The sequence below is a fragment of the Microcoleus sp. AS-A8 genome (genome assembly GCA_039962225.1).
GTDB lineage: Bacteria > Cyanobacteriota > Cyanobacteriia > Cyanobacteriales > Coleofasciculaceae > Allocoleopsis.
In genome coordinates this window covers 161,627-184,165 of sequence record JAMPKV010000003.1, presented here as the reverse complement: position 1 = coordinate 184,165, position 22,539 = coordinate 161,627, and the positions used below count along the sequence as shown (strand labels likewise).

General features: G+C 46.8%; 22 protein-coding genes. 13 read left to right on the top strand and 9 right to left on the bottom strand.

Features of this window, described 5'->3' with window-relative positions:
• Nucleotides 1-17 precede the first annotated feature (17 nt).
• Together NDI48_06340 and NDI48_06335 are read left to right on the top strand one after the other, a co-directional pair.
• The gene (locus NDI48_06340; protein ID MEP0830828.1) at nucleotides 18-431 is read left to right on the top strand and encodes a fasciclin domain-containing protein; all 414 of its coding nucleotides are present in this window, start codon (nucleotides 18-20) and stop codon (nucleotides 429-431) included.
• A gap of 393 nt (nucleotides 432-824) precedes the next feature.
• Entirely contained in the window at nucleotides 825-1,226 is a 402-nt protein-coding gene (locus tag NDI48_06335) for a fasciclin domain-containing protein (GenBank protein MEP0830827.1), read from the top strand.
• Between the two features lie 98 nt (nucleotides 1,227-1,324).
• Here the strand turns inward: NDI48_06335 and NDI48_06330 are convergent, their stop codons facing one another.
• Complete coding sequence (locus tag NDI48_06330) at nucleotides 1,325-2,791, bottom strand: glycoside hydrolase family 13 protein (protein ID MEP0830826.1); 1,467 nt, start codon at nucleotides 2,789-2,791, stop codon at nucleotides 1,325-1,327.
• 415 nt (nucleotides 2,792-3,206) lie between these two features.
• Between NDI48_06330 and NDI48_06325 the strand changes: the two genes are divergently transcribed.
• From NDI48_06325 to NDI48_06315, 3 genes are all read left to right on the top strand, one after another.
• A complete protein-coding gene (locus NDI48_06325) occupies nucleotides 3,207-4,967 on the top strand; it encodes a S8 family peptidase (protein ID MEP0830825.1) in 1,761 nt (586 codons plus the stop codon).
• A 103-nt stretch (nucleotides 4,968-5,070) separates the two neighbouring features.
• The gene (locus NDI48_06320) at nucleotides 5,071-5,343 is read left to right on the top strand and encodes a hypothetical protein (GenBank protein MEP0830824.1); all 273 of its coding nucleotides are present in this window, start codon (nucleotides 5,071-5,073) and stop codon (nucleotides 5,341-5,343) included.
• A gap of 558 nt (nucleotides 5,344-5,901) precedes the next feature.
• Entirely contained in the window at nucleotides 5,902-6,333 is a 432-nt protein-coding gene (locus NDI48_06315; protein ID MEP0830823.1) for a response regulator transcription factor, read from the top strand.
• A gap of 91 nt (nucleotides 6,334-6,424) precedes the next feature.
• On the opposite strand, the gene NDI48_06310 is transcribed toward NDI48_06315, so the two are convergent.
• Entirely contained in the window at nucleotides 6,425-6,610 is a 186-nt protein-coding gene (locus NDI48_06310; protein ID MEP0830822.1) for a hypothetical protein, read from the bottom strand.
• A gap of 44 nt (nucleotides 6,611-6,654) precedes the next feature.
• Nucleotides 6,655-6,915 (bottom strand): hypothetical protein, encoded by a 261-nt coding sequence (locus tag NDI48_06305; GenBank protein MEP0830821.1) that lies wholly within the window; start codon nucleotides 6,913-6,915, stop codon nucleotides 6,655-6,657.
• 369 nt (nucleotides 6,916-7,284) lie between these two features.
• Between NDI48_06305 and NDI48_06300 the strand changes: the two genes are divergently transcribed.
• A complete protein-coding gene (locus NDI48_06300) occupies nucleotides 7,285-7,845 on the top strand; it encodes a DUF2854 domain-containing protein (protein MEP0830820.1) in 561 nt (186 codons plus the stop codon).
• Between the two features lie 2 nt (nucleotides 7,846-7,847).
• On the opposite strand, the gene NDI48_06295 is transcribed toward NDI48_06300, so the two are convergent.
• On the bottom strand, nucleotides 7,848-8,105 hold the full coding sequence (locus NDI48_06295; protein ID MEP0830819.1) for a chlororespiratory reduction protein 7: 258 nt from the start codon (nucleotides 8,103-8,105) through the stop codon (nucleotides 7,848-7,850).
• A 62-nt stretch (nucleotides 8,106-8,167) separates the two neighbouring features.
• Here NDI48_06295 and NDI48_06290 point away from each other — a divergent pair, with 62 nt between their 5' ends.
• The gene (locus NDI48_06290; protein MEP0830818.1) at nucleotides 8,168-9,646 is read left to right on the top strand and encodes a YdiU family protein; all 1,479 of its coding nucleotides are present in this window, start codon (nucleotides 8,168-8,170) and stop codon (nucleotides 9,644-9,646) included.
• A gap of 25 nt (nucleotides 9,647-9,671) precedes the next feature.
• Here NDI48_06290 and NDI48_06285 read toward each other — a convergent pair whose 3' ends face one another.
• Together NDI48_06285 and NDI48_06280 are read right to left on the bottom strand one after the other, a co-directional pair.
• A complete protein-coding gene (locus NDI48_06285) occupies nucleotides 9,672-10,067 on the bottom strand; it encodes a response regulator (protein ID MEP0830817.1) in 396 nt (131 codons plus the stop codon).
• A 761-nt stretch (nucleotides 10,068-10,828) separates the two neighbouring features.
• A complete protein-coding gene (locus NDI48_06280) occupies nucleotides 10,829-11,506 on the bottom strand; it encodes a response regulator transcription factor (GenBank protein ID MEP0830816.1) in 678 nt (225 codons plus the stop codon).
• Between the two features lie 129 nt (nucleotides 11,507-11,635).
• Here NDI48_06280 and NDI48_06275 point away from each other — a divergent pair, with 129 nt between their 5' ends.
• Nucleotides 11,636-14,386 (top strand): PAS domain S-box protein, encoded by a 2,751-nt coding sequence (locus NDI48_06275; GenBank protein ID MEP0830815.1) that lies wholly within the window; start codon nucleotides 11,636-11,638, stop codon nucleotides 14,384-14,386.
• A 53-nt stretch (nucleotides 14,387-14,439) separates the two neighbouring features.
• On the opposite strand, the gene NDI48_06270 is transcribed toward NDI48_06275, so the two are convergent.
• Nucleotides 14,440-14,643 carry a hypothetical protein gene (locus tag NDI48_06270; protein MEP0830814.1) on the bottom strand — a complete coding sequence of 68 codons (204 nt, stop codon included), beginning with the start codon at nucleotides 14,641-14,643 and terminating at the stop codon, nucleotides 14,440-14,442.
• A gap of 368 nt (nucleotides 14,644-15,011) precedes the next feature.
• Nucleotides 15,012-15,317 carry a YkvA family protein gene (locus tag NDI48_06265; protein ID MEP0830813.1) on the bottom strand — a complete coding sequence of 102 codons (306 nt, stop codon included), beginning with the start codon at nucleotides 15,315-15,317 and terminating at the stop codon, nucleotides 15,012-15,014.
• A gap of 81 nt (nucleotides 15,318-15,398) precedes the next feature.
• Between NDI48_06265 and NDI48_06260 the strand changes: the two genes are divergently transcribed.
• The 4 genes from NDI48_06260 to NDI48_06245 all read left to right on the top strand — a co-directional run bounded on the left by NDI48_06260 (nucleotide 15,399) and on the right by NDI48_06245 (nucleotide 18,752).
• Nucleotides 15,399-15,587, top strand: coding sequence for a hypothetical protein (locus NDI48_06260; GenBank protein ID MEP0830812.1), 189 nt, complete (start codon nucleotides 15,399-15,401; stop codon nucleotides 15,585-15,587).
• A 126-nt stretch (nucleotides 15,588-15,713) separates the two neighbouring features.
• Nucleotides 15,714-16,424, top strand: a complete 711-nt coding sequence (locus NDI48_06255) for a MotA/TolQ/ExbB proton channel family protein (protein ID MEP0830811.1) — start codon at nucleotides 15,714-15,716, stop codon at nucleotides 16,422-16,424.
• 64 nt (nucleotides 16,425-16,488) lie between these two features.
• A complete protein-coding gene (locus NDI48_06250; protein ID MEP0830810.1) occupies nucleotides 16,489-17,619 on the top strand; it encodes a biopolymer transporter ExbD in 1,131 nt (376 codons plus the stop codon).
• Nucleotides 17,620-17,732: 113 nt separating this feature from the next.
• A complete protein-coding gene (locus NDI48_06245; GenBank protein ID MEP0830809.1) occupies nucleotides 17,733-18,752 on the top strand; it encodes an endonuclease/exonuclease/phosphatase family protein in 1,020 nt (339 codons plus the stop codon).
• Between the two features lie 219 nt (nucleotides 18,753-18,971).
• On the opposite strand, the gene NDI48_06240 is transcribed toward NDI48_06245, so the two are convergent.
• Nucleotides 18,972-20,807, bottom strand: coding sequence for an aspartate kinase (locus NDI48_06240; protein ID MEP0830808.1), 1,836 nt, complete (start codon nucleotides 20,805-20,807; stop codon nucleotides 18,972-18,974).
• 729 nt (nucleotides 20,808-21,536) lie between these two features.
• Between NDI48_06240 and NDI48_06235 the strand changes: the two genes are divergently transcribed.
• Nucleotides 21,537-22,313 (top strand): YdcF family protein, encoded by a 777-nt coding sequence (locus tag NDI48_06235; protein MEP0830807.1) that lies wholly within the window; start codon nucleotides 21,537-21,539, stop codon nucleotides 22,311-22,313.
• Nucleotides 22,314-22,539 lie beyond the last annotated feature (226 nt).

Genomic DNA, 22,539 nt, shown 5'->3' with positions numbered 1-22,539 from the left:
AACACAGTAAAAAACTTATGGCTGACATCGTCGAGACTGCCGCCAACGCTGGTACGTTCAACACGCTAGTCAAGGCGGTTGAGGCTGCCGATTTGGTAGATCTCCTGAAGGGAGAGGGTCCCTTCACTGTATTTGCACCCGTTGATGCGGCGTTTGATCAAATGCCAGAGGGAGCCTTAGACGAATTATTACAGGATATCCCCAAGCTCAAGAAAATTCTCGCTTATCACGTTGTCCCTGGGGATGTGAGGAGCGATAACCTAGTCGAAATCGATGAAGCCCCCACTATTGAAGGTTCAGTCCTTGTGATTGATAGCTCCAACGGTTATAAGGTAAATCAGGCGAGCGTATTGCAAGCTGATATTCTTGCCGACAACGGTGTGATTCACGCCATTGACTCCATCGTGATGCCGGCCATTATGGAGTTCTAATCGCTATCTAGAAAATAAGGCAGACGGCAGAAGGCAGAAGGCAGAAGGGATAAGAATTTTCATCCTTTCGTTGTGCGCGCTCAGCGCATGGGGTCTGTCTTAATTACTCCTCGTTAAACCGCAACCCAATTCTATGGGGAGATGTCTCCCGCACAGAGAGCGCCGCTTTATGCTAAGACGCGCTCTCTTTTCCTATCTGTAGATGTTTTTTTACAAAAATTAAATTTGCTTTAACCTGTTTCACCTCATTGTCGCCTCCTTTTAAGCAGAGGTATAGGTTTGTAATATGCATAATTGCTGATTTTATCTATGGTCGTTGTCATCCTGAACACGTTCTTTATCTGAAAAACTGTTTACAATAGTTCACATACACCTTCACATTAGGTAACAAAGATGGCAGACATCGTAGATACCGCTGTTAGCGCTGGTTCTTTCAAGACTCTCGTGGCTGCTGTTCAGGCCGCTGGTCTTGTAGACACTCTCAAGGGCGCTGGTCCTTTCACTGTTTTTGCGCCCACCGATGAGGCTTTTTCTAAGCTGCCTGCCGGGACTGTAGATTCTCTGCTCAAGGATATTCCTCAGTTGACGAAAATCCTGACCTATCATGTCGTTTCTGGCAAAGTGCTGTCTTCGGATGTCGTCAAGCTTGATAAGGCGACTACTGTTCAAGGTTCTGATGTCAAGATTGATGCCTCTAACGGTGTCAAGGTGAACGACGCCACTGTTGTTACCCCAGATGTCGAAGCCGATAACGGCGTAATTCACGTTATCGACTCTGTGCTGCTGCCTGCCTAAGGCAGGGGTGATGAGCAACCGCTTGGTTGTAGTTAATTAAATTCATAGGAGGCACCTGATTGATTGGTACCTCCTATTTCTTTTTGCTGATGTGTCAATCAGCCCGCAGATGCCAGGATGCAGCCACTGCGAGGGGGAAGATTCAGTGCTAAGTGTGGTGATTCGCCTTCACTCGTCCAGGATGCCTCAGCATTACCATAGAGCATCTGACTCGGTTGGGACTGTAAACTATCGGTTTGAATACTGGCACTAGCCGGTTCAGTTCCGATGTTAACAGCGACGATAACTTCTTCTGCCCCCAAAATCCGAGCAAAGACATAAACAGTTCCCTCAGCATAGAGAACTTGATAGGTACCTGTACGAAGAGCGGGGTAAGCGTGCCGCAGAGCAATCAGTTTCCGGTGGTATTCTATAACATCAGCCTCCCAGTGAGCTTCCATCGGAAAGCCACGACGAGAGTCTGGGTCTAAACGACCCGGTAAGCCGACTTCATCGCCATAGTAGATACTGGGAGCACCGGGAAACGTCATGAGCAATAGCGTGGCTAATTCCACACTGGGTTTATCGTCTCCAGCAATTGAAATCAGCCGTGCTGTATCATGGCTGGCAAGCAAATTCAGTTGGGTTAGCTGAATCTCCCAGGGGTAAAATTGCAGCAATTCTTGGATTTTATCGCCATACTCCTTGGCAAATAGCGGGGGGTAGGGATGGTAAGAGCGGTCTTGTACTTGCTCAATGTCTACGCGATCGCCTGCGGTAAAAGCAATGGTGGGTGCGGCAAACAGGTAGTTCATCACTCCATCAAACTGGGTACCATCCAGCCATTCCCGCGAATCTCCCCAGACTTCCCCGACAATATAGGCTTCAGGATTGGCGGCTTTGACGCGATCGCGAAATTCTTGCCAAAACCCTGGCGTTTTAATCTCGAATGGCACATCCAAGCGCCATCCATCAATACCGAACTTAATCCAATATTCGGCAATTTCCATGATGTATTCCCGCACTTCTGGGTTGTCATGGTTAAACACTGGCAAGGCTCGATTGTCAGCCCAACCTTCATAGTTAGCCGGAAACTCACCGTTATAGGGAGATACCGGCCACTCGTGAATTTTGAACCAATTCACCCAAGGCGAATGAGGGCCATTTTCCAGAACATCGTGGAAGAAGAAAAAGCCGCGACTGGAATGGTTAAATACCCCATCCAAAACCACCTTAATATCCCGTTGGTGGCAGGCGTCTAGCAGTTCCTTAAATGCTGGATTTCCCCCCAACATGGGATCGACTTGGTAATAATCATGGGTGTGGTAGCGGTGATTACTAGCAGATTGAAAGATGGGGGTGAAGTAAATCGCGTTAATGCCTAAATCCTGCAAGTAGTCCAGTTGCTCCATGACGCCCCATAAATCTCCGCCCTTGTAACCTTGGAGCGTCGGCATCGCATTCCAATCTTCCCAACGGGCATTCTTTAAAAGCCGCTTGCGAGGTTGCTGGCTTCTGGCAAAGCGATCTGGAAAAATTTGGTAAAAAACAGCGTGTTTAACCCAATCTGGCGTTTGAATCTGCATAGATGGTTTTCTAGTATTCCATCACCAGATTAGAGATACTCTGCATTTTGCGTGTCGAACTTCTGGTAGAAAATCATTGCAGCGGTTTGGCAAAGAGTACCCTCAAGGGTACCTGCAATAGCTCAAAAGATTTTCCAGAATACAAAGTAGTCACTAAAACAGCTTTTGAACATCTAGGGTGATCAGCAAACCCCATCGTTGGCAAAAATATTGTGGAGCCGGTTTCACAACAACATTTCTGGGCAAGCTATCAGCTATAGGGGGGTTGTCCACCATCAGTACGAGAAGCTCATGTCGTGTTAAGACTAGATGGGTCTATATAAACTTTATCTACTTCAGCGATCGCCCCAGGGAAGCAGGGCTGATAGCTTTCACGATTATTTAAATTGGACACTGATTACGCAAGAGGTCAGATATGCAACCTGAAAAAATTTCTGCTGGATTACTAGTTGCCCTAGAAGACTACCAAGCAGAAGGTGCAGAAGCTTTAATTCCACTCAAGCGATCAGCTTTGCTGGTGCCCCTTGGGCAATCGCTGGGTATCATCTCCTCCGAAGAGAGTCTTAAGCCAACCCGTACCGTTGTTTTTATTTACTGTGACGAGGATGCTAATCTTGAACATCTAGCAGAATATGACATTTATGTCAACCAATCCACAGGCCGTGTGCGGACGGCAATCTTACCGATCGACAGTTTAGATCCCTTATCGGAAGAACCAACTGTTCATCGCATCAAGCCATCACGCTACTTGCGACTGCTGATGGACGTTGCCCCAGCTAAAGTGAATCTGCCCCAGTTTAAAAGCCAAACGGGGCTAACGGGCAAGGGCGTAATTGTTGGCATTGTGGACAGTGGCATTGACCCCAATCATCCTGCCTTCCAAGGACGGATTTTACGCATTTGGGATCAGGAGTTACCGGGTTCAGGGGTGGCAGAGGGTGGCTATGGAATTGAATTGACCGAAGGACAACTCACTACATCCCGCGATACCGTAGGTCATGGAACCCACGTTGCGGGAATTGCCGCCGGTGTCGATACCACCTATGCAGGTGTAGCACCTGGGGCAGACTACGTCATCGTTAAAAGTGACCTTCAGGATGCCCACATTGCCGATGGCATCCGCTACATTTTTCGGGTAGCTGGTGAACTGGGACGCCCTGCTGTAGTGAATTTGAGCCTCGGTGGACATGCCGATGCCCATGACGGTAGCGACTCGCTTTCCCAAATCATTGACGCTGAATCAGGGCCAGGACGGATTGTCTGCTGTGCGGCGGGCAATGAGGGGAATGATAACATTCATGGTCAAGCTGTGGCGCTGCCAGGAAATACGCGCACGATGCGTTTTAACGTGGCTAACCGGGGTGTCGGAGTCGCCTGGTTAAACGGCTGGTATCCCGGTAACAGCACTTTAGAAGTATCAGTGCGGACTCCCGGCGGATACGTGACGCCGTTTCAATCGGTTATCACCAGTGACAATCCAGCGCAGGACTACACGCTGACTGATGCGCGGGTTGTGATTGCCACACCTGGCCCAGATCCAGCCAACGGCGACCATAATTTCTTCGTTCAACTGCGCGGTGTGGGAACTCTTCCCGTCAAAGGAGGGGTTTGGCAGTTGCGGTTGCGTAATCCTTCAACAACAGACGCACGGGTGGATGTGTGGACGTTGGATGGTCAACCCATACCTCAAGTGATTTTTACGGGAACCAGCGCCAAGGACTCGATGAAGATTGGTTCCCCAGGAGCCTCGCAGCGTGCCATCACCGTTGCCTCCTACACCACGAAAGTAGAATACACTGATATTGATAATCAGAAGCGAGAAGTTGGACTCGATTTGGACGACATTTCTGACTTTAGCAGCGAAGGCCCTCTGCGTAATGGCGAGGAGAAGCCAGATTTAGCCGCACCTGGAGCGATGATTACTTCTGCGCTTTCGACTGATTCAAGTCCGTCGCGAGGGGAAATGGTTAATACTAAGTATGTGGTGAATGCTGGTACGAGTATGGCGTGCCCATTCCTCGCGGGTATTGTTGCCCTACTGCTAGAGCGCGATCCGAGTCTTCAACCAGAGGTTGTGAAGGAACTGCTGCGAGAAAATAGTCAGATTCCAGGACAGCCCGCAGGAACCTTTGACCCGAAATGGGGCTTTGGACTGATTAATGCTCTAAATTTATAGCTTTCTGATCGATCTGTGATGCTGTAGGAGTGCAAAGTTTTGTACTCCTACTTTTTTCTAATGCGCTAGAAGGGTGGAAGGTATTTAATTCAAAAAATGGGCAATGAATTATAAGAAACTGGACACAGCGTTGGCTATGGCGCTGAATGAAGTTCAAGACTCAGAAGAACAGAGTTTAGTTGTCTTTATTCACACTGAGCCAGTCCCCGACGCAAAGGCTACTGCTTTTTTAGAAAGCTTGGGTGTTAACGTTACGAAGGGACGGGATGTGTTGACGGCAACGCTGTCTGCTAATGCGGTGTCACAGTTATCTGAACAACCTTGGGTGCACTATATTAGGCTTTCGCAGAAGTTGCGCTTGTTGGATAGGCAGTGAAGGCGATCGCACTCCCTGTCTAGCAGTTAATTGGGTAATTTGGAGTAAATCTGGAAATCTTGCGAAGCATGATTACATCAAAAGTTACACTTCGTAATTCAAGATCAAGACTTTTTAGAGCAACGAGGATTTGCCACACTGAGTGATGCGATAACTCAACTGATATAAACCTAATACTTTTAGAATTTTACAGCAAGCAAAAAATGGCTGAACCTAAATCGCGATCGCTCACTTGGCATAACCCCTAAGACGGGTTAGCATTAGCGCAGAAGCGGGACGCACCAGCCTTCAAAGAAATTCATCCACCCATTCAGGCAAATATCAGCTATTACTGCACTCAATACCAGAAATCATGACAACTTGAGGGAATTCTTCATCAAAACTTTATTGCTCGACCCGTTTCATAATCTTCACTTTTACTTTATAAGTATTACTTACAGTAGTCGAAACCGAGTTTGTATCAATTGATTCACTCGAACGGTAGAGGAAGTAAAAGCTTCATCCGCTTACACTAAGAAGCGTCAGATGGTGATTTAACATTACCCCCAGTATTAGCTTATGTTGTCCTGTCAGAATCCCATATTACGTGTACTTGTGGTTGATGACCATGAATTAACGCGTGTCAGCCTGAAGCTAGCGCTTTCGGCACAAAGCCATATCGATATCGTTGGTCTTGCTAGCAATGGCAAAGAAGCCATTGAGATGGTTGAGCGTTATCGCCCCGATGTAATTATCCTCGACCTACAAATGCCCGTCATGGATGGTTTGAGCGCGTCCAGTCATATCAAAAGCATCGAACCTACCACTCAAATCATTGCCTACTCCTCAGTGGAAGACCCCCAGTTAGAGGTCATGAGCCAAACCGCGCCAATCGATGTTTTTTGTAAAAAAGACACCGCCACCAAAGACCTCATCAACTTAGTCAAGCAACTGGGTGACCGCAAAACCAACCCATTAGACGGCACAGAGAATACGAACTGCAACGATTAAGAGCGCTGATAAGAAATTGCCGCTCTGTAAAAAACCGAAAAGAGCGGCTTAATCTTTAGCTTTAGTTTTAGCTTGATCAAAGGATGAGATCTTAGTTAGTTCCTCTCCCTTGGGGAAAAGTAAGCTTAAACTCTTCAATCAAGTCATCTAGTTCTTCCAGCGCCTGATTCACATCGATTCTCAGGGTACCTAGGTCGGGTTTCTCTAAAAGCTGCACCAGAGACTCCCGATGGCTTTCAATTAGAGTAATCCGTTCCCGAAGCGTTTGTGGGTCCATCATGGGCTTACTTTACCTCACACTTATCTGCCTACAAATTAAGCCTAGCGCAGGAAGGGAGGACGCTTAGGATTCGTTGGCTTGTTCTTGATGACCTCAGAAATAAACCGCTTGAGGGCTTTCTCTCGATTTTTCATAAAAGCCGACCAGAAGCCTGGTTGAAACTCATCCATCGTTTTAGCTAAAGCCCAGACATCCACCGCCAAGATGTTATACAGCGTTTCATCCTCTTGTTGCAGAGAATTGAGCTGGTCTAAAATTACACTATTTTTTCTTGTCGTTTTTTGATTTTCTTGTTTGATCATTTTAAAAACTCTACTTTGGTATTGAGGACAGCAGACAAAGGCGACTGATTTATCATGATCGGAGTCGTTCTAGCTATGACTCGTGGTGCTTAATGCCTAAACACTGCAATCAGCGTGCTGTGAACAAAGCCGCTGCGTTAGCGTAGCCGTTCTGGAAAAATAGCGTCGGCAACCCAAAACCTGACTTAAAAAATTTCTACCCTTTACACAAAGTCTCTGGGTCATAAACAGTTGTACACTCCCTATTGCTCCGAACCTGAGAAACAAAGCGGCATCCTGAGGACTGACTTTGTGCAATACACTCCAGATCTCACCCACAGGCAAGGATAATAAAGCTGAAGTGATTCCTGGAGAAATAACTTAATTACGATGTTACGTCAAACTTCCTTGGGAACGTTAGGTTTGTCGATAGGTGGCATTCTCACCCTGATGGGTTTTGTTGCCTATGCTACTGGCAATGCCACCTTGAATCTGGTTGGATTCTTTTATGGAATTCCCATTTTATTGGGGGGTCTTGCCCTCAAAGCCTCTGAATTAAAGCCGATACGCTTGAGCCAACCCACAGCTCCGTCCGTACTCAAACTCCGAGATATTCAAGCCACTTCCACCCAAAACCAAATTCGTAAAGATGTAACACGGTATCGTTACGGTCAAACAGCCCATCTGGATAGCTCCCTCGAAAGCCTGAAACTATCGCCTACGGATGAGGAAAGACCGCTGCTTGTGGGGTTACGAGAAACCGAAGTGGATGGGGCTTACACACTCATCTTAGAATTTGAGTCGCCCCTGATTCCCTTCGAGACGTGGCAACAAAAGCGAGAGAAGATTGAAAAATTCTTCGGGCCGGATATCCGAGTGGATTTATCACAAGCTGAAGACAACCGTGTGGATGTGGCGCTGATTGCAACACCCCAACCCGTCACGAGCTAAACTTACTTTTCCAGCCGCACGACGTACCACTGTAAGTACCCTTCCGGCCCGACATCCAACTCACATGAGGTTTCCATCAGATACTGGGCTTGCTCCTGTAGGGCGCTAAACTTCTGCACATCACGCGGCAAATCATCCTGGCGTTGGCTCAAAACCGCCTTGAGTTTTTCGAGTAACTCTTCAGGGGTGAGGATTTGTTCAGGCTGGTTGGTTTCCAGAACAACATAGGCGTCCTCCTGGAACATAATCGAATCTCGCATTCTCAATTCCTAGCTGACGTTCGCTATGCTCAAGTGTACTGCTATCATCTTTTATCGTTGATATGTTTCTTTCCCTCAACTACGAACCCGCTCTGGAATCTTTGGGATATGACTACTTTGATGAAGTAGCAGCCGCCAATTTTCCTCGCCATATCCTGCGGTTTCGCAACGACCAAGTTTTACCGATACTGGGACTTAATCCTCAAGAGGTTACGGACACGGATTTTATCCAAGCCTTTGGCCAATTTCAGGGAGTGCGACCCTTGTTAGCCTTGCGCTACCACGGCTATCAATTCGGCGAATATAACCCCAGGCTAGGGGATGGCAGAGGTTTTCTCTATGGGCAAGTCCGGGGTGTCGATGGGGAACTTTATGATTTTGGGACGAAAGGTTCTGGGACAACCCCCTACTCTAGGGGTGGGGATGGGAGACTCACGCTCAAGGGGGGTGTGCGGGAAGTTTTAGCGGCGGAAGCGTTGCACAATCTTGGCGTCCGCACGTCTCGTTGTTTGAGTTTGATTGAAACGGGGGAAAGTTTGTGGCGGGGTGATGAACCGTCTCCCACCCGTTCTTCTGTAATGGTGCGTTTCACCCGTTCTCACATTCGGTTTGGCACGTTTGAACGGTTGCACTACTTTAAGCGTCCAGATTTAATTAAAAAGCTGTTAGACCACGTTATTGAGCAGTATTATCCCAAGATTACCCCCCGTGTTCAGGGGGGAGAGCAAGAAGAAACTTTTATGTCTGGGGAGACAGGAGTAGGTCAAGATGAATGCGAGCGCTACATCCAGTTTTACACCGAGTTAGTGCAACGAGTCGCTCAACTGGTGGCGCAGTGGATGGCAGCAGGCTTTTGTCATGCTGTCTTAAATACTGACAATATGTCGATTACGGGTGAAAGTTTTGATTATGGGCCTTATGCCTTTATTCCGACCTATGACCCAGCGTTTACTGCTGCTTATTTTGACTATTACGGGCGCTACTGTTACGGCTATCAACCTGAAATTTGTCGCTGGAATTTGGAAATGCTTCAGCGACCTTTAGCGGCTGTAATTCCCCAGGCGGATATGGAGGCCGCATTGGCAACCTTTGGTGAGCATTACTACCGGAATTATCGGCAGTTAATGATTAATAAGTTAGGGTTTGAACAGCTACCGGAATCGCAAGCGGAGGAGTTATTGGGGTTAACGATTCAATTCCTTCAAGATAGTCAGATGGGATACCATGCTTTCTTCGCTGAATTAGCTCAGCAGTTTGAATCTAGTTGGAGGGATAATTTAGGTCAAATTCTCACTGGGGAGTCCTTTTTACCCTTCACGGAATCACCGTCATCTTTAGGGAAATGGAGAGAATTATATCACCATATTTTGCAGGATTTGTCAACCGATGAGTTGGAACATGTTGCCCAACGCTTGCGGGATAAAAATCCGAAGACGGCTTTACTGCGACCTGTAATTGAGGAAATTTGGCACGCTATTACCGAGGACGATAATTGGCAACCTTTTTATGAGTTGTTGAAGCGAATACAGAATAAAGAGTAATCCATAAAGGTTAATGGGTAATAACCTAAGGGGCTTCGAGTTGAGCCTTAATGGTCAAGATTAATTGGGTCGTTGAAAACGGCTTAATCAGATAACCATTCGCACCCATCTCCTGAATCACTTTCTGGGGATGATCAATGGGTTTATCCGTGATAAAAATAAGCGGAATCTTGGCTGTAACTGGATTTTGGCGCAGTTTCATCAAAACTTGATAACCATTCAGTTCAGGCATCCTGATGTCACAAATGATCACATCAGGTATCTGTTCTTCCGCTAATTGCAAGCCTAAAAAACCGTTTTGACTTCCAATCACTTGGAACCCTTGCGTTTCCAGCAACTCTAGAAGAGTTTCTAGAAATAAAAAATTATCATCAATGACCAGAATTGTTGAGATTTTTAACTCTTGACCGTAATTGTTCACTCAGTCGCACCAATTTCAGGACTAGTCAATTAAAGATATCTGTAGTCCGTAGGCGGAAGCGAATAAATATATAGCAGTTCTCAGTTAAGCGCGTGTACATCCGCATAACCTAACTCCCTACCTCCTCATCCTCACCTTTGGCTTTGGTCGCTTGGGTCCCTATGAGGGAAGGGGAGTAAGAATCAAAGCCTCACTCAGCTCAAAAAAATTATCCGCTTCCCTCTCCTATACAGAAGAGGGTTACCCAGAGGTGGAGAGAGGTTGTCCAGAGAGGTCAAAAAAGTGTACCTCATCCAATCGAGAAGGGCTATAGATAACTTTCCGCCTGATCAATCTATCGTTATCCTCAATACCGAAACACCTCCCTTAATAAAAAATTTAGGTGTGGATTTGATGACAATTAGTCCCTGACTTATAAGCAGACTAAGGTTTAATTGGGCTGGACTCTTGAAAATTTATCCCGATGAAGATCTACTGATCATGGGTCGAATCAAGACAAGAAATCATGCCTTCACATCTTACAGATATTTAGTAAAAAAATCGTGGAGAATTCGGAAAGAAAACGAGAAGAAAGGATAAAGAATGAAGTGTGAAGCATAGAGTGTGAAACGACTCCACTCTTTTCTTTTTTTGTGAAACCTTTAAAACATCACTCAAGTCATTGTTTCAAGCCACCAAAGGCTAAAAGGGTAACTTAAGCTATCCAGCATTCTCCTTTTTTCCGGCTTGACTACTCATAGCTCGAATACTTTTCCCACGCTCTAGGTCAGTTCTTTCAGGCGATAACCGATACCATGAACCGTTTCAATCAAATTAGTGGGAGCGCCAACAATTTTGAGTTTTTTTCGCAAACTCTTAATGTGAGTTTTGACGGTACCCTCTTCTGGCGGATTTTCAAAAGACCAAAGCCGTTCAATGATTGTATTGCGGCTCAAAATCCGTCGCCCATTGCGTAGCAGTAGTTCCAAAAGTTTATATTCTTTGGGGGTTAAGCGCAGGGTGTTGTCCTGGTAGCTGACTTCGTAGGTGGCAGGGTCAAGATGCAACTCTCCCCACTCCAGAATGGGAGATGAGACAGAACTTCCCCGCCGCAGCAGCGCACGAATCCGCGCCAGTAACTCAGGAAAATCAAGGGGTTTGACCATGTAGTCATCAGCTCCAGCGTCTAAACCCAGGACTTTGTCAGTACTTGTATCGCGAGCTGTAATCATTAAAACGGGTACAGAATAGCCATGGGAACGCAATCGCTGACAGAGGCGAATACCATCCAGCTTGGGCAGCATGACATCGAGCAAAATTAAATCATACTCAAGGGCGCTGATTTGATTCCAAGCGGACTCTCCATCCGTAACAACCTCAACTACATGCAGGTGGTCAGTGAGGAATTCTGCGACAACTCCTGCTAGGAGTTCATCATCTTCTACGAGAAGAACTTTCATCGCAGGTAAATGGTGGAGGATTAAGGATTAAAGAACACCAATAATAAGGATAAAGATAGGACTTTAATCAAGGTTTTATGAACTAGGATTATTGTACATCAGTACTCCCTCAATCGGTAGGGTGAAACTATGGGGCATAAAGCTAACGTGAATATCCTCTTGGTTGATGACCAACCGCACAATTTGCTGGAGTTAGAGGCCATATTGGAAAGTTTGGGGCAGCATTTGGTGAAAGCCGATTCCGGTGAACAAGCGCTGAGATATTTACGGAATCAGGAGTTTGCTTTGATTCTCCTGGATGTGCAGATGCCAGAAATGGATGGATTGGAGACGGCAAAGCGGATTCGAGACAGACCGAATGGGCGGGACACTCCAGTACTTTTTATGGCAGATAGCAATAGTGAACAAGCGGGAGGTAGTTCAGGCAATATTCGGCAAAAATCTTTACGGGGAAAGCCAAGCAAGCCCCATCCGCAAAGCCATCCCAGCGAGACTGATGTATTGAAAGCTTATGCTCTGGGCGTGGTGGACTATTTGTTCAAGCCCATTGTCCCGGAAATCTTGCGCTCTAAAGTGACGGCATGGATTAGTCTCTTCCAGAAAACACAAGTCCTGAAACAACGCACCGCACAACTGGAAGCGGCGATGCAAGACTTGCAACATGAAGGTGCTCAGCGCCGACAGGCAGAACTTGCCCTCCAGGAATTAAACCAGCAATTGGAATTAAGAGTGCAGCAACGCACCGCCGAGTTACAACAGGCGCACGAACGACAGCGAGTACAGCGAGAGCGATTAATTGCAGCCAGTATTCAACGCATCCGAGAAACATTAAACCTAGATCTGATTCTTGCCACCACTGTGGAAGAAGTGCGGCAATTTCTTCAGGTGGATCGAGTATTAGTCTATCGGATTGGGTCGGATAGCACTGGCAGTACGATTGCCGAGTCCGTGGTTCCTGGCTGTTTGACAATTCTGGGACACACCTTCCCGGCAGAAGTTTTTCCGCCAGAATATCATCATTTGTACTGCCAGGGGCGAGTGCGTGCCGTTGTTCATCCCGAAACGGATCAGGTTTCACCGTGCTTGATTGGCTTTCTTCAACAGTGGGGAGTGAAGTCTAAGCTGGTTGTACCGATTGTGTACCAGGGAGAACTTTGGGGGCTATTGATTGCTCATCACTGCTCTCAACCCAGGCAATGGCAGCCCTTAGAGATGGATTTACTCCAGCAATTAGCGATTCAGTTAGCGATCGCCATCCACCAAGCCGACCTTTATCAACAGGTACAATTGGAACTTGCCGAGCGCAAGGAAGCGGAGAATGCCCTGCGCCAAGCTCGTGATCAACTCGAAATTCGGGTGAGCGAGCGCACTGCCGAGTTAACTCGCATCAACGCCTCTCTACAAGCTGAAATCCGCGAACGAATTGCCGCCGAACAAGCACTCAGAACCAGCGAGGAACGCTTCCGGGTGGCGCTGAAGAATTCGCCCATCACAGTCTTCAATCAGGACATCGACTTACGCTTCACTTGGCTCTATAATTCCCTCCTGGGTTTCTCCTTCGATCAGGTTGTGGGCAAGTTAGACTGTGAACTGTTTGGCACTGAGGATGGTCAACGACTCACAGCCATCAAGCGCCAAGTGTTGACAACAGGGGTGGGAAGCCGAGAAGAAACCTCTATAAGCATCAACGGCGAAATTCGCCACTACGAGCTAACTGTAGAGCCGTTACTGGGGTCAAAGGGAGATATTACTGGCATTACCTGCGCCGCTATGGACATTACCGAAATTTTTGCCAGGGAGCAGCAGTTACGAGCTATTTTCGAGAGTTCACTGGATGCGATCGCCATTATCGATGATCAGGGCACTTATGTAGAGGTCAATCCTGCCGCTTGCCAGCTTTTTAACTTACCACTTTCTCAACTCCTAGGTCAGCCGATTGCCGATTTGATCGCACCCGACTGCGATTTTAAACGGGTATGGCGCACGGTGGTTGTACTGGGGCAAGGAAGGGGAGAACTGCGGATCTTGCGTCCCGATGGTACAGTGCGAGACGTTGAGTATGCGGCTAAAACGAGTTTTTTGCCGGGGCGGCATCTCGCTGTGCTACGAGACATCACGGAGCGTAAGCAGGCTGAAGAAATTCGCCGTGCTTTGGCAGCGGAACAAGAACTCAGAAGAGTTCAACTCCGCTTTTTTTCCATGGTTTCCCATGAATTTCGCACCCCCTTGAGTACGATTTTAGGCAGCGCCCAATTACTCAAATCCTACACTCAGGCATGGACGGAAGAAAAAAAACTGAGAAATCTCGGTCGCATCGAAACCGCCGCTAAAAACATGACTCAATTGCTGGACGACCTTTTAACCATTAATCGAGCCGAAAGCGGCAAATTAGAGTTTCATCCTCAGCCACTCGAACTGGAAAAATTTTGTCGTTCTTTGGTAGAAGATTTGCAACTTAACGCTGACCCTAAGCATCAAATTAGTTTAACCATTCAGAGGCAGTGTCCGATCGCCTGTCTTGACGAAAAATTAACCCGTTGTATCTTGACTAATTTATTTTCTAATGCTATTAAATATTCGCCTCAAGGAGGTAAAATTCATCTCGCTTTGACCTGTAGCCCAAAAGAGGCTATTTTCCAAATCCAAGACGCAGGGATTGGCATTCCTTTAGAAGACCAAACCCATCTGTTTGAGCTATTTCATCGCGGCCAAAACATAGCCAATATTCCGGGGACAGGCTTAGGTCTCAGCGTTGTTAAACAGTGTCTAGACTTACAAGGAGGGCAAATTTCAATTGATAGTCAAGTGGGAGTTGGTACAACCGTCAACCTTAAAATTCCACTGGCTTCGATCCGTTGTCCTTTGACTCAAGTTAGATGAATTAATAAATTTTTTAGGCGGCTACAACTCGCCTCACACAAGTGCGAATCGTCCTAGTCGGGAAAGTCTGGAATCACCCATTGAGGAGGCTGCATCATCTTCTTACGTCGGGCCTCTTCGGCCATTTCTATCATCCTATCCAGCGAAGTCTCCTGGATGAACTTGGACGCTTCTGTTGCAAATTCTTGGTTAGGGCATTTGTCTCCTAAAACGCAGCCGTTAATACAGGCTTCGGCGCAGTTTATGGTAGATTCCACAGTAATTTCCTCTTTTTAACTCTCCAGGCAACCAGCGGACAGATTGCTGATACTTGCTGATAGAAAGGCGATTGCCTCTTGCAATGTTAACTGAACAAATTGTAATATTTTTTCAATAAAATTTCGATAGCTTCGCTGAATTGCTCAAACTCACACACCATCGTTCAGGTGGCTTTTAACAGAGTAGACCCGCTCGGAAGCCGTTGGTTATTCGTTTTTAGAAATATTCCCAAAGCCTTCTGCCCCACTCCTACGGGGTGAGTGATTCTCTCTACCCTTTACTGGGGGCACGGCAGAGTTCATGAGTGGCGTGCCCCGATAGTCTATTTTGTTGCGGAAAGGGAGCAATGCTTTAGGGCAGATAGCCGTTACTTAACCGATACAGCATCGACATCCACCGTCTTATCTGCGGTGTTTTCGGTGCTGGCAACCACTGTTTCACCATCACCTTTGCGAGCTTTGGCTGTATCAATGAGCAACTGGGAAACTTCGGAAACCAACAATGTCAAAATTACAACATCGTCGATTTGCCCGAAGATGGGGATAAAGTCAGGGGAAATATCAAAAGGGCTAGCGATGTAAAGTAGCGAACCCAAAATGACCCACCAACGATATTTGGGATTGCGAAGTGTATTGCGATACCAGTTGTAAATTGATTGGGGAAAATTGTTCATATGTCTACCCTCTAGTTACTATTAATATTGCCAAATCTCCTCAGCAACTTCCGGTGTGGATAACCCCCCTGCTTTTGTCGAGTGTTGACCAACAAAAGGATGGGCACAGAGGATGGGGAATGGGAATTGGAGGTTGCGGAAGAAGGGTTGGATCAGATGTGGCGAAGAACGCTTCCTCTGCTCCCTGGTTACTTGCCCCCTGCGGAAGCTCTCATGCCCCTAGATGCGACTGTAGAGGGTTATGCAGGTGCAACAGTGGAGCTAGGTTAGTGAACTATTAGAGAAAAAATGAGGTCAGCCTCTTTGCAACTTGCTCGAAATCCATAGAATTGGAATGGCTTGCATCTTTACAATGACCACATGTGTTCATTCAGTCAAGGGAGGTAAGAACAAACAGTGGATATTAGGGACATCATGGAAAAAGGCGGACCAGTAATGTGGCCATTGTTGGTCTTATCGATCCTCGCTTTGGGCACAATCTTGGAACGTATGTGGTTTTGGACAAGCGTCCTGTGGAGAGAACGCAGAATTTTCGAGCGTGTGCTAGATGCAGCAGAGACTAACTGGCAAGTTGCCGCAGAGATGGCTCTTGAAGGCAGGCGACAGCCCATAGGACGATATTTATATGCTCCCTTACGGTTAGTTAACCCTGACCCGGAAGTGTTTCGGCTGGCATTGGAGGCAGCGGCGGATGATGAGTTGGCTTTAATGCGCCGGGGAGACAAGCTCATGGAAGCCATCATTACGATATCACCGCTACTGGGGTTACTGGGTACAGTACTTGGCTTGATTCGCTCCTTGCGTTCAATTAGTTTTAGTGACTTAGGAACCGCTTCTGTGGCTGGTGTGCCGACGGGTATTGGAGAAGCGCTGATTAGCACGGCGGCAGGGATGTTTGTCGCGATTATCAGTCTGGTTTTCTATCGATTTTTTCAAGCGTTGTGGTACAACCAGGTCAGAATCTTTCGCAAAGCTGGGAGTGAGTTAGAGTTGCTCTACCGACAAGATTGGTTACAAGGCGAAATCTCCGACACTCTTGACAATTCTGACACTTCTAATTACCCGAAGCTGAATTCGGCAGAGATTCCTGAAGTCTCTGAAAAGTAAATGGACTCGATAGTACCTTTGAGCGAATCGTGACGATAGTATGGCAGCACGGATCGAGTAACTTATGTCTTCTCAGAAAAAAATTCTTCCTTCTCAGAAAAAAATTCTTCCTTCTCAGGAAAAAGTTCTTCCTTCTCAGGAAAAAGTTCTTCCTTCTCAGGAAAAAGGTCTTCCTTCTCAGAAAAAAATTCTTCCTTCTCAGAAAAAAATTCTTCCCAATCCGGCTCAGGTGGCACCCCGCCCTCTCAGGCTTCGGATAGATACCCAATCCGAAGATGTTCGGATTGACTTGGTTCCGCTGATTGATGTCATTTTTTGTATTCTGACGTTTTTCCTGCTGTCAGCCGTGGGTTTGTCTCGCCAGCAAGCCATAAACGTCGATATCGCGGTACCCAAAGCCAGTACTGGGAAGCCTCAGGGACGGCAGATTTTAGTCGTGAGCCTCAACGAACTCGGTCAAATTTATGTTGACAAGCAGCCAGTCCCGACGGACAAGGAGTTTCGGCAAAGATTGCGAGACTATCGGCAAAAGAATCCAGAGGGGTTGATGGCTCTGTATGCTTCGGCGAATGCCAGTTATAACCAGGTTGTGCAGGTTTTAGATTTGCTGAGGCAAGAAGGGGGCGAGCGCGTAGCACTAGCTACCATTCCTGGGAAAGCCAATCAGTCGTCTGCCTTCAGTCCGGCGGCACCCCCCGCCACCGGTGTTCCTAGCTACACCCCTTACCCAGGTGAGGGTTCCCTTGGGACTTATCCTTATGGCACGCTCAATCCCGCTCAGCCACAAGTTCCGGGTAATCCAGGACAATTACTGCCAGGAGTACCAGGTGTTAGCCCAGGCAGCCCACCGCCCTTGCCCGGACAATCAGGGGTTAACCCAGGAAATTCAGCAGCACCGGCTCCTGGTACTCAGGTGGCTCCCAACATCAATACGACTCCAGGAAATTCAGCAGCACCGGCTCCTGGTACTCAGGTGGCTCCCAACATCAATACGACTCCAGGAAATTCAGCAGCACCGGCTCCTGGTACTCAGGTGGCTCCTAGAACCAATACGGCTCCAGGAAATTCAGCCGCGCCGAGTCCTGGTACTCAGGTGGCTCCTAGAACCAATACGGCTCCAGGAAATTCAGCTGTGCCGACTCCTGGTACTCAGGTGGCTCCTAGAAATTCAACTGCACCGACTCCTGGTACTTAGGGTTTGTCCAAACATAATTTCGCCATTTTCAGCAGGGGCATGGCAACCGTAAAATCGTGGCTGACAAGCAATATCGGTCATGCCTTGTCCCTACTTTGAACTGGCTTCTTATCATGCAAATCTTCAATAAAAATCCGCACAATAAGCCCCTCATTCACTTTATTTCCTATGCTTTATGCTTGGGGATTATTGTCACCACTCTAATTTCTGTTGTTAGCTCCTTGAGATGGAATATTTTCTTAGAGCTTCTTTCTCCTTTTAAGTTTCAGTACTTTTTATTAAATTTATTACTCTTTGGCTTGCTTTTATTAACTCGCCATAAAAACTTAATTATTATTAGTTTATTTTGTTTATCGATTGTTTTAGCTGAAATTGCTCCTTGGTACATTCCTCAAACGCGGATAGAAATCAATCATCCAGCTAAGTTAAGAGTTTTAAGTTCCAATGTTAATGTTGAAAATCAGAAGTATCCTCAGCTTTTGTCACTCGTTCGGCGAGAAAAACCGGATGTCGCTGTTTTTATGGAGATTCATCAAGACTGGGTCAAACAGTTAGATACCTTAAAAGATATTCTGCCCTATGCGATTGTTAAAGCGAATCCCTATAATCTCGGTATTGCAGTCTATAGCAAGCGCCCTCTAGAAAATGCTTCTCTCGCTTTTTTGGGCACAACTCAAAATCCCAGTATAGTAGGAAAATTAAACATTAATGGACAAATCGTTTCCCTGGTTGCGGCTCATCCACCACCACCCATTAAGTCTGCTTTATTTAAAGCCCGTAATCAGCAGTTAGAGGCAATCGGCAAATATATCAAATCTCTTTCAACCCCAGTGATTGTGACGGGTGATTTAAATATTACGATGTGGTCGCCCTACTATAAACGGTTAATGAGTCAGGCTGGGCTGAAAAATGCTCGTCAAGGATTCGGACTCGTGCCAACATGGCCGCTCAAAACGAATTATCCCCCTTATTCCAAAATGCCCGCTCTGTTCACTCGGCTATTCTCGATTCCCATCGATCATTGCTTGATTAGTCCAGAAATTAAAGTAGCGAAAATTCGTGCTGGGTCATATGTCGGTTCAGATCATCGACCTTTAATTACAGATTTGGTTTTGCCTGATCAAAAGGGTTAGTTTCTAGTCTTCTTGGGTTATAGCAATTCGCCCAAATAACGCTACATATTTACCCCCCTAACCTCCTCGTATGAGTTCAGGCTTATTAAGGGGGGAACGAGAATGGTATTTGTAGCAAACATTTTTCTAAACGATATTAAATTTTTGTGCTTTAGATTAACCTGCTAGAGCACGATAGTATCGTGCCCTTACATCAACGACAGAGGAACACCGATTGAATTAAGCAGGAACTTCGATTTTTTGGCTCCCAGCTAGACCGAAAGCCTTGTGAATCGCTTGCAAGGCCATCACACCATCCTCTTTGGCAACCACACAGCTAATCTTAATTTCTGAAGTGGTAATCATTTGAATGTTGATTTGATGTTGGGCGAGCGCTTCAAACATTTGTGCCGCGACACCCGGTTGTCCAACCATCCCAGCACCCACAATGCTCACTTTGGCAATATTGAGATCCAGAAGAATCTCACCACACCCTAATACAGACATAGCCTGTTGCAGAGTTGTCTGAGCGGCTTGGGCATCGGCTTGTGAAACGGTGAAGGCAATATCGCGAGTGGGAACGCCATTCATCACACGGCAGCGCTGAGATTGGATAATCATATCAACGCTGATATTTTGGTCAGCGAGGAGTCCGAACAACTGAGCTGCCATGCCGGGGTGATCGGGAACGTAGCGAATGGCGAGACGGGCTTGGTTGAGGTCGAGGGCAACGCCCCGCACGGGGGATTGGGGATGGGTTAGTGCTTGATCGGTGTCCTTGGCTTTACGCATGAGCGCCTGTTGGACGGGGGAACTGTTGATGTCAAAGGTTTGACAGAGGGCAGCGATCGCCTTCTCGTCATCTTCGGCATCAATCACGCAACTCACTTTCACCTCAGAGGTGGAAATCATCTGAATGTTCACCCCAGAACTTGCCAAGGTTTTGAACATCTGTGCAGCAATACCGGGGCGTCCAATCATCCCCGCACCGGCGATCGAAACTTTGGCGATACCTCGCTCAACCATCACCTCTGCTTCTTCGGAATTGACCGCATTATGGCTGCGGAGGGTGGGCGCGATCGCTTCTGCCACCGCTTCTGCTCGTTTGAGAATGCCTTTGACTACGGTAAAGGCAATATCGTTCGTATTGCCCTCATGAATGGACTGAATAATCAAGTCCACATCTAAATCTCGGCGGGCAATCTCACCAAATAACCGCGCCGCCACACCGGGATGATCGGGCACTCGCAACAAGGCTACTTTCGCCTGATCCGTATCAAACTCTACGGCATCCACCGATCGCGCAATCTCCAGCCCTTCCAGGGAACGCGGCTGAGGGGCGGGGGAAACCACCTTGGTACCGGGATCATCCGTCCAACTAGAGAGCACCACTAACATGACACCGTAATTCCGCGCAATTTCCACCGCACGGGGATGCAGCACTTTCGCCCCCAAGCTGGCTAATTCCAGCATTTCATCGGAGGTAATCTCGTCCATCAACTGAGCATCAGGCACAAGGCGGGGGTCGGCGGTTAAAATCCCTGGGACATCGGTATAAATCTCGCAACAATCTGCCCTTAAGGATGCCGCCAGGGCAACGGCTGACGTATCCGAACCCCCACGCCCTAGGGTGGTAATTTCCAACTCATTCATGCTGCTAATGCCCTGGAAGCCAGCCACAACAACGACTTTGCCTTCCTGGAGATGCCGCTCAATCCGCTCGGTGTGGATGTTGAGAATCCGGGCGCGACTATGTTGGGCTTCTGTGACAATTCCCACCTGGGCACCCGTGAGGGAAATTGCAGGTTGCCCCAATTCTTGCAATGCCATACACAACAGGGCAATGGAGACTTGCTCACCGGTCGAAAGCAACATATCCATTTCCCGGCGGCTGGGATTCGAGGAAATTTCGTTGGCTAGTTTAATCAAACCATCGGTAGTCTTACCCATGGCGGAGACGACAACAACCACGGAATTGCCCTGTTGTGCCGTTTTGATCACGCGCTGGGCTACGGCTTGAATGCGTTCAACTGACCCAACGGAAGTACCACCGTATTTCTGAACAACTAGCGACATAATGTTTACCCCACCCAACTTCCTGCCAATGCCTTAAACAGTCCAAGAGTTCACTCGACGAAGGACACTCAGAGGCATTAAATCTTGATCAACAATTAACGTTATCAGACCCCGTGGGTCAAAACTGCTCGATTTTACATTTTAGGGTGCCAGCTACAAAAATAGACCCCTCCTGTCGGCTTGATCCGGATGGACGACTCTCCTAGAAGAATTCTGTAAGGACGATGTCTGCAATGCCTCTACGATGGGTCAGACAGCGAAGCCCATGGGAACGACTACTGTACAGGGACAGTCCGAGAGAGCAATCGGCAAGAGGCAAGCCTCTGTTGGGAGAAGAACCGTGAAATAGGAGAAACCTCCTCAATGAAAATGAATTTACTGAAAATTTACGTAAGTCTACCCATATTAAATTATTAATTAAGATTTTTAATCAGAGGAAGATAGGCATTTTAAATTCAAATAAGATCTGAGAAAGAAGCCAAGGCTGCAAAAATATAAAAACTATCCTGTCAATTCCATAAATTTGCCGCATATTCTAATGTTTTAATTGTTAAATACAAGCCGCTCATTTCTTAGCAATAAATATTTCAATTTCAAAAACAGGAAGATTATAATATTTGTCACTAAAAATATACAAGGTTAAAATTGAGACAGAAACTACAGCAAACTAACAACAATTGATTACCGGGCTAAATCTCAATGTTTGAGTCAAATCTATGCTCTCGCTCAATGGTCAAAGTACCTGTAGACAACGAATTATGGTCGTTTCGATGGCTCAGTAAACCTATACTGCTAGGAATAATCCTCGTTATAGCTTTTTGCGGAATTCTTTGGATTCTGCAAAATCCCGAACGGAGGCGTTGGTTCAGCAGCGCAAAAGGATTTGTATTGCTATTTGGTTTAACTGCACTTTTAACCCTATTACCCATTGCAGCCGATCGAGCGATGGTTGCTTTTCTTCCCTCCGATCCGGGTAAGCGAGTGGATGCGATCGTTGTCGTGGGCAGAGGATGGCCTTTGATGCACGCCAGAGTCGATATTGTAGCTGAACTGTGGCAAGCCGAACGAGCACCGAAAATTTTTGCAAGTGGTATCAAAGATGCTCCCCACCTGGTTCAACTCCTGAAAGAGAAAGGCATTCCTGATCGTGCGATAGATGGTGAAAACTGTTCACTCACCACAGAAGAAAATGCCATCTTTTCGGCAGCCATACTCCAACCCCAGGGGGTGAAGCAAATTCTTCTGGTAACTGATGAGCCACACATGATGCGAACGCTTCTTGCTTTCCGTGCTTATGGTTTTACTGTCTTTCCCAGGATTAGTCCAATCCCAGAACACTGGAATAATAAGGAAAAAGGATTTCTCAAGTTAAGAGAATTATTAGGGGTCATCAAATATGGTGTAAGAGGGGCATTTTTTGAGCGCCCCTTATCGGATTTGGACAGACCTGAACTTAAGACGATGCTAGAGGAAGCTAAAAAATATGCTCAGAAACAACAGCTCTAGATAAATAAGGCATGGGTAATTGGGATATTTTAGTTAGCTAAAGGTTAGCCCTGTCCCCCTCCTTGTACACTAATTGCGTTTTCTTACAATTGAATCATTAAAAAGCAATGAATTTGGCAAATTCTGCTTCGCTTTTTGGGCAGTTGTCCAATCACCATCCTCATTGATGCGGCCCTTAAGTTTGTTAGGACATTCTTGGCGAATTTCAGATAGTCAGATTCAGGAT

Coding starts and splice junctions, on each gene's coding strand:
- NDI48_06330 (MEP0830826.1), bottom strand. CDS start 2,791: ATGCAGATTCAAACGCCAGATTGGGTTAAACACGCTGTTTTTTACCAA.
- NDI48_06295 (MEP0830819.1), bottom strand. CDS start 8,105: ATGCGAGATTCGATTATGTTCCAGGAGGACGCCTATGTTGTTCTGGAA.
- NDI48_06235 (MEP0830807.1), top strand. CDS start 21,537: ATGGTCAAAGTACCTGTAGACAACGAATTATGGTCGTTTCGATGGCTC.
- NDI48_06245 (MEP0830809.1), top strand. CDS start 17,733: ATGCAAATCTTCAATAAAAATCCGCACAATAAGCCCCTCATTCACTTT.
- NDI48_06305 (MEP0830821.1), bottom strand. CDS start 6,915: ATGATCAAACAAGAAAATCAAAAAACGACAAGAAAAAATAGTGTAATT.
- NDI48_06320 (MEP0830824.1), top strand. CDS start 5,071: ATGAATTATAAGAAACTGGACACAGCGTTGGCTATGGCGCTGAATGAA.
- NDI48_06325 (MEP0830825.1), top strand. CDS start 3,207: ATGCAACCTGAAAAAATTTCTGCTGGATTACTAGTTGCCCTAGAAGAC.
- NDI48_06280 (MEP0830816.1), bottom strand. CDS start 11,506: ATGAAAGTTCTTCTCGTAGAAGATGATGAACTCCTAGCAGGAGTTGTC.
- NDI48_06310 (MEP0830822.1), bottom strand. CDS start 6,610: ATGGACCCACAAACGCTTCGGGAACGGATTACTCTAATTGAAAGCCAT.
- NDI48_06290 (MEP0830818.1), top strand. CDS start 8,168: ATGTTTCTTTCCCTCAACTACGAACCCGCTCTGGAATCTTTGGGATAT.
- NDI48_06315 (MEP0830823.1), top strand. CDS start 5,902: ATGTTGTCCTGTCAGAATCCCATATTACGTGTACTTGTGGTTGATGAC.
- NDI48_06240 (MEP0830808.1), bottom strand. CDS start 20,807: ATGTCGCTAGTTGTTCAGAAATACGGTGGTACTTCCGTTGGGTCAGTT.
- NDI48_06335 (MEP0830827.1), top strand. CDS start 825: ATGGCAGACATCGTAGATACCGCTGTTAGCGCTGGTTCTTTCAAGACT.
- NDI48_06340 (MEP0830828.1), top strand. CDS start 18: ATGGCTGACATCGTCGAGACTGCCGCCAACGCTGGTACGTTCAACACG.
- NDI48_06250 (MEP0830810.1), top strand. CDS start 16,489: ATGTCTTCTCAGAAAAAAATTCTTCCTTCTCAGAAAAAAATTCTTCCT.
- NDI48_06265 (MEP0830813.1), bottom strand. CDS start 15,317: ATGAACAATTTTCCCCAATCAATTTACAACTGGTATCGCAATACACTT.
- NDI48_06275 (MEP0830815.1), top strand. CDS start 11,636: ATGGGGCATAAAGCTAACGTGAATATCCTCTTGGTTGATGACCAACCG.
- NDI48_06300 (MEP0830820.1), top strand. CDS start 7,285: ATGTTACGTCAAACTTCCTTGGGAACGTTAGGTTTGTCGATAGGTGGC.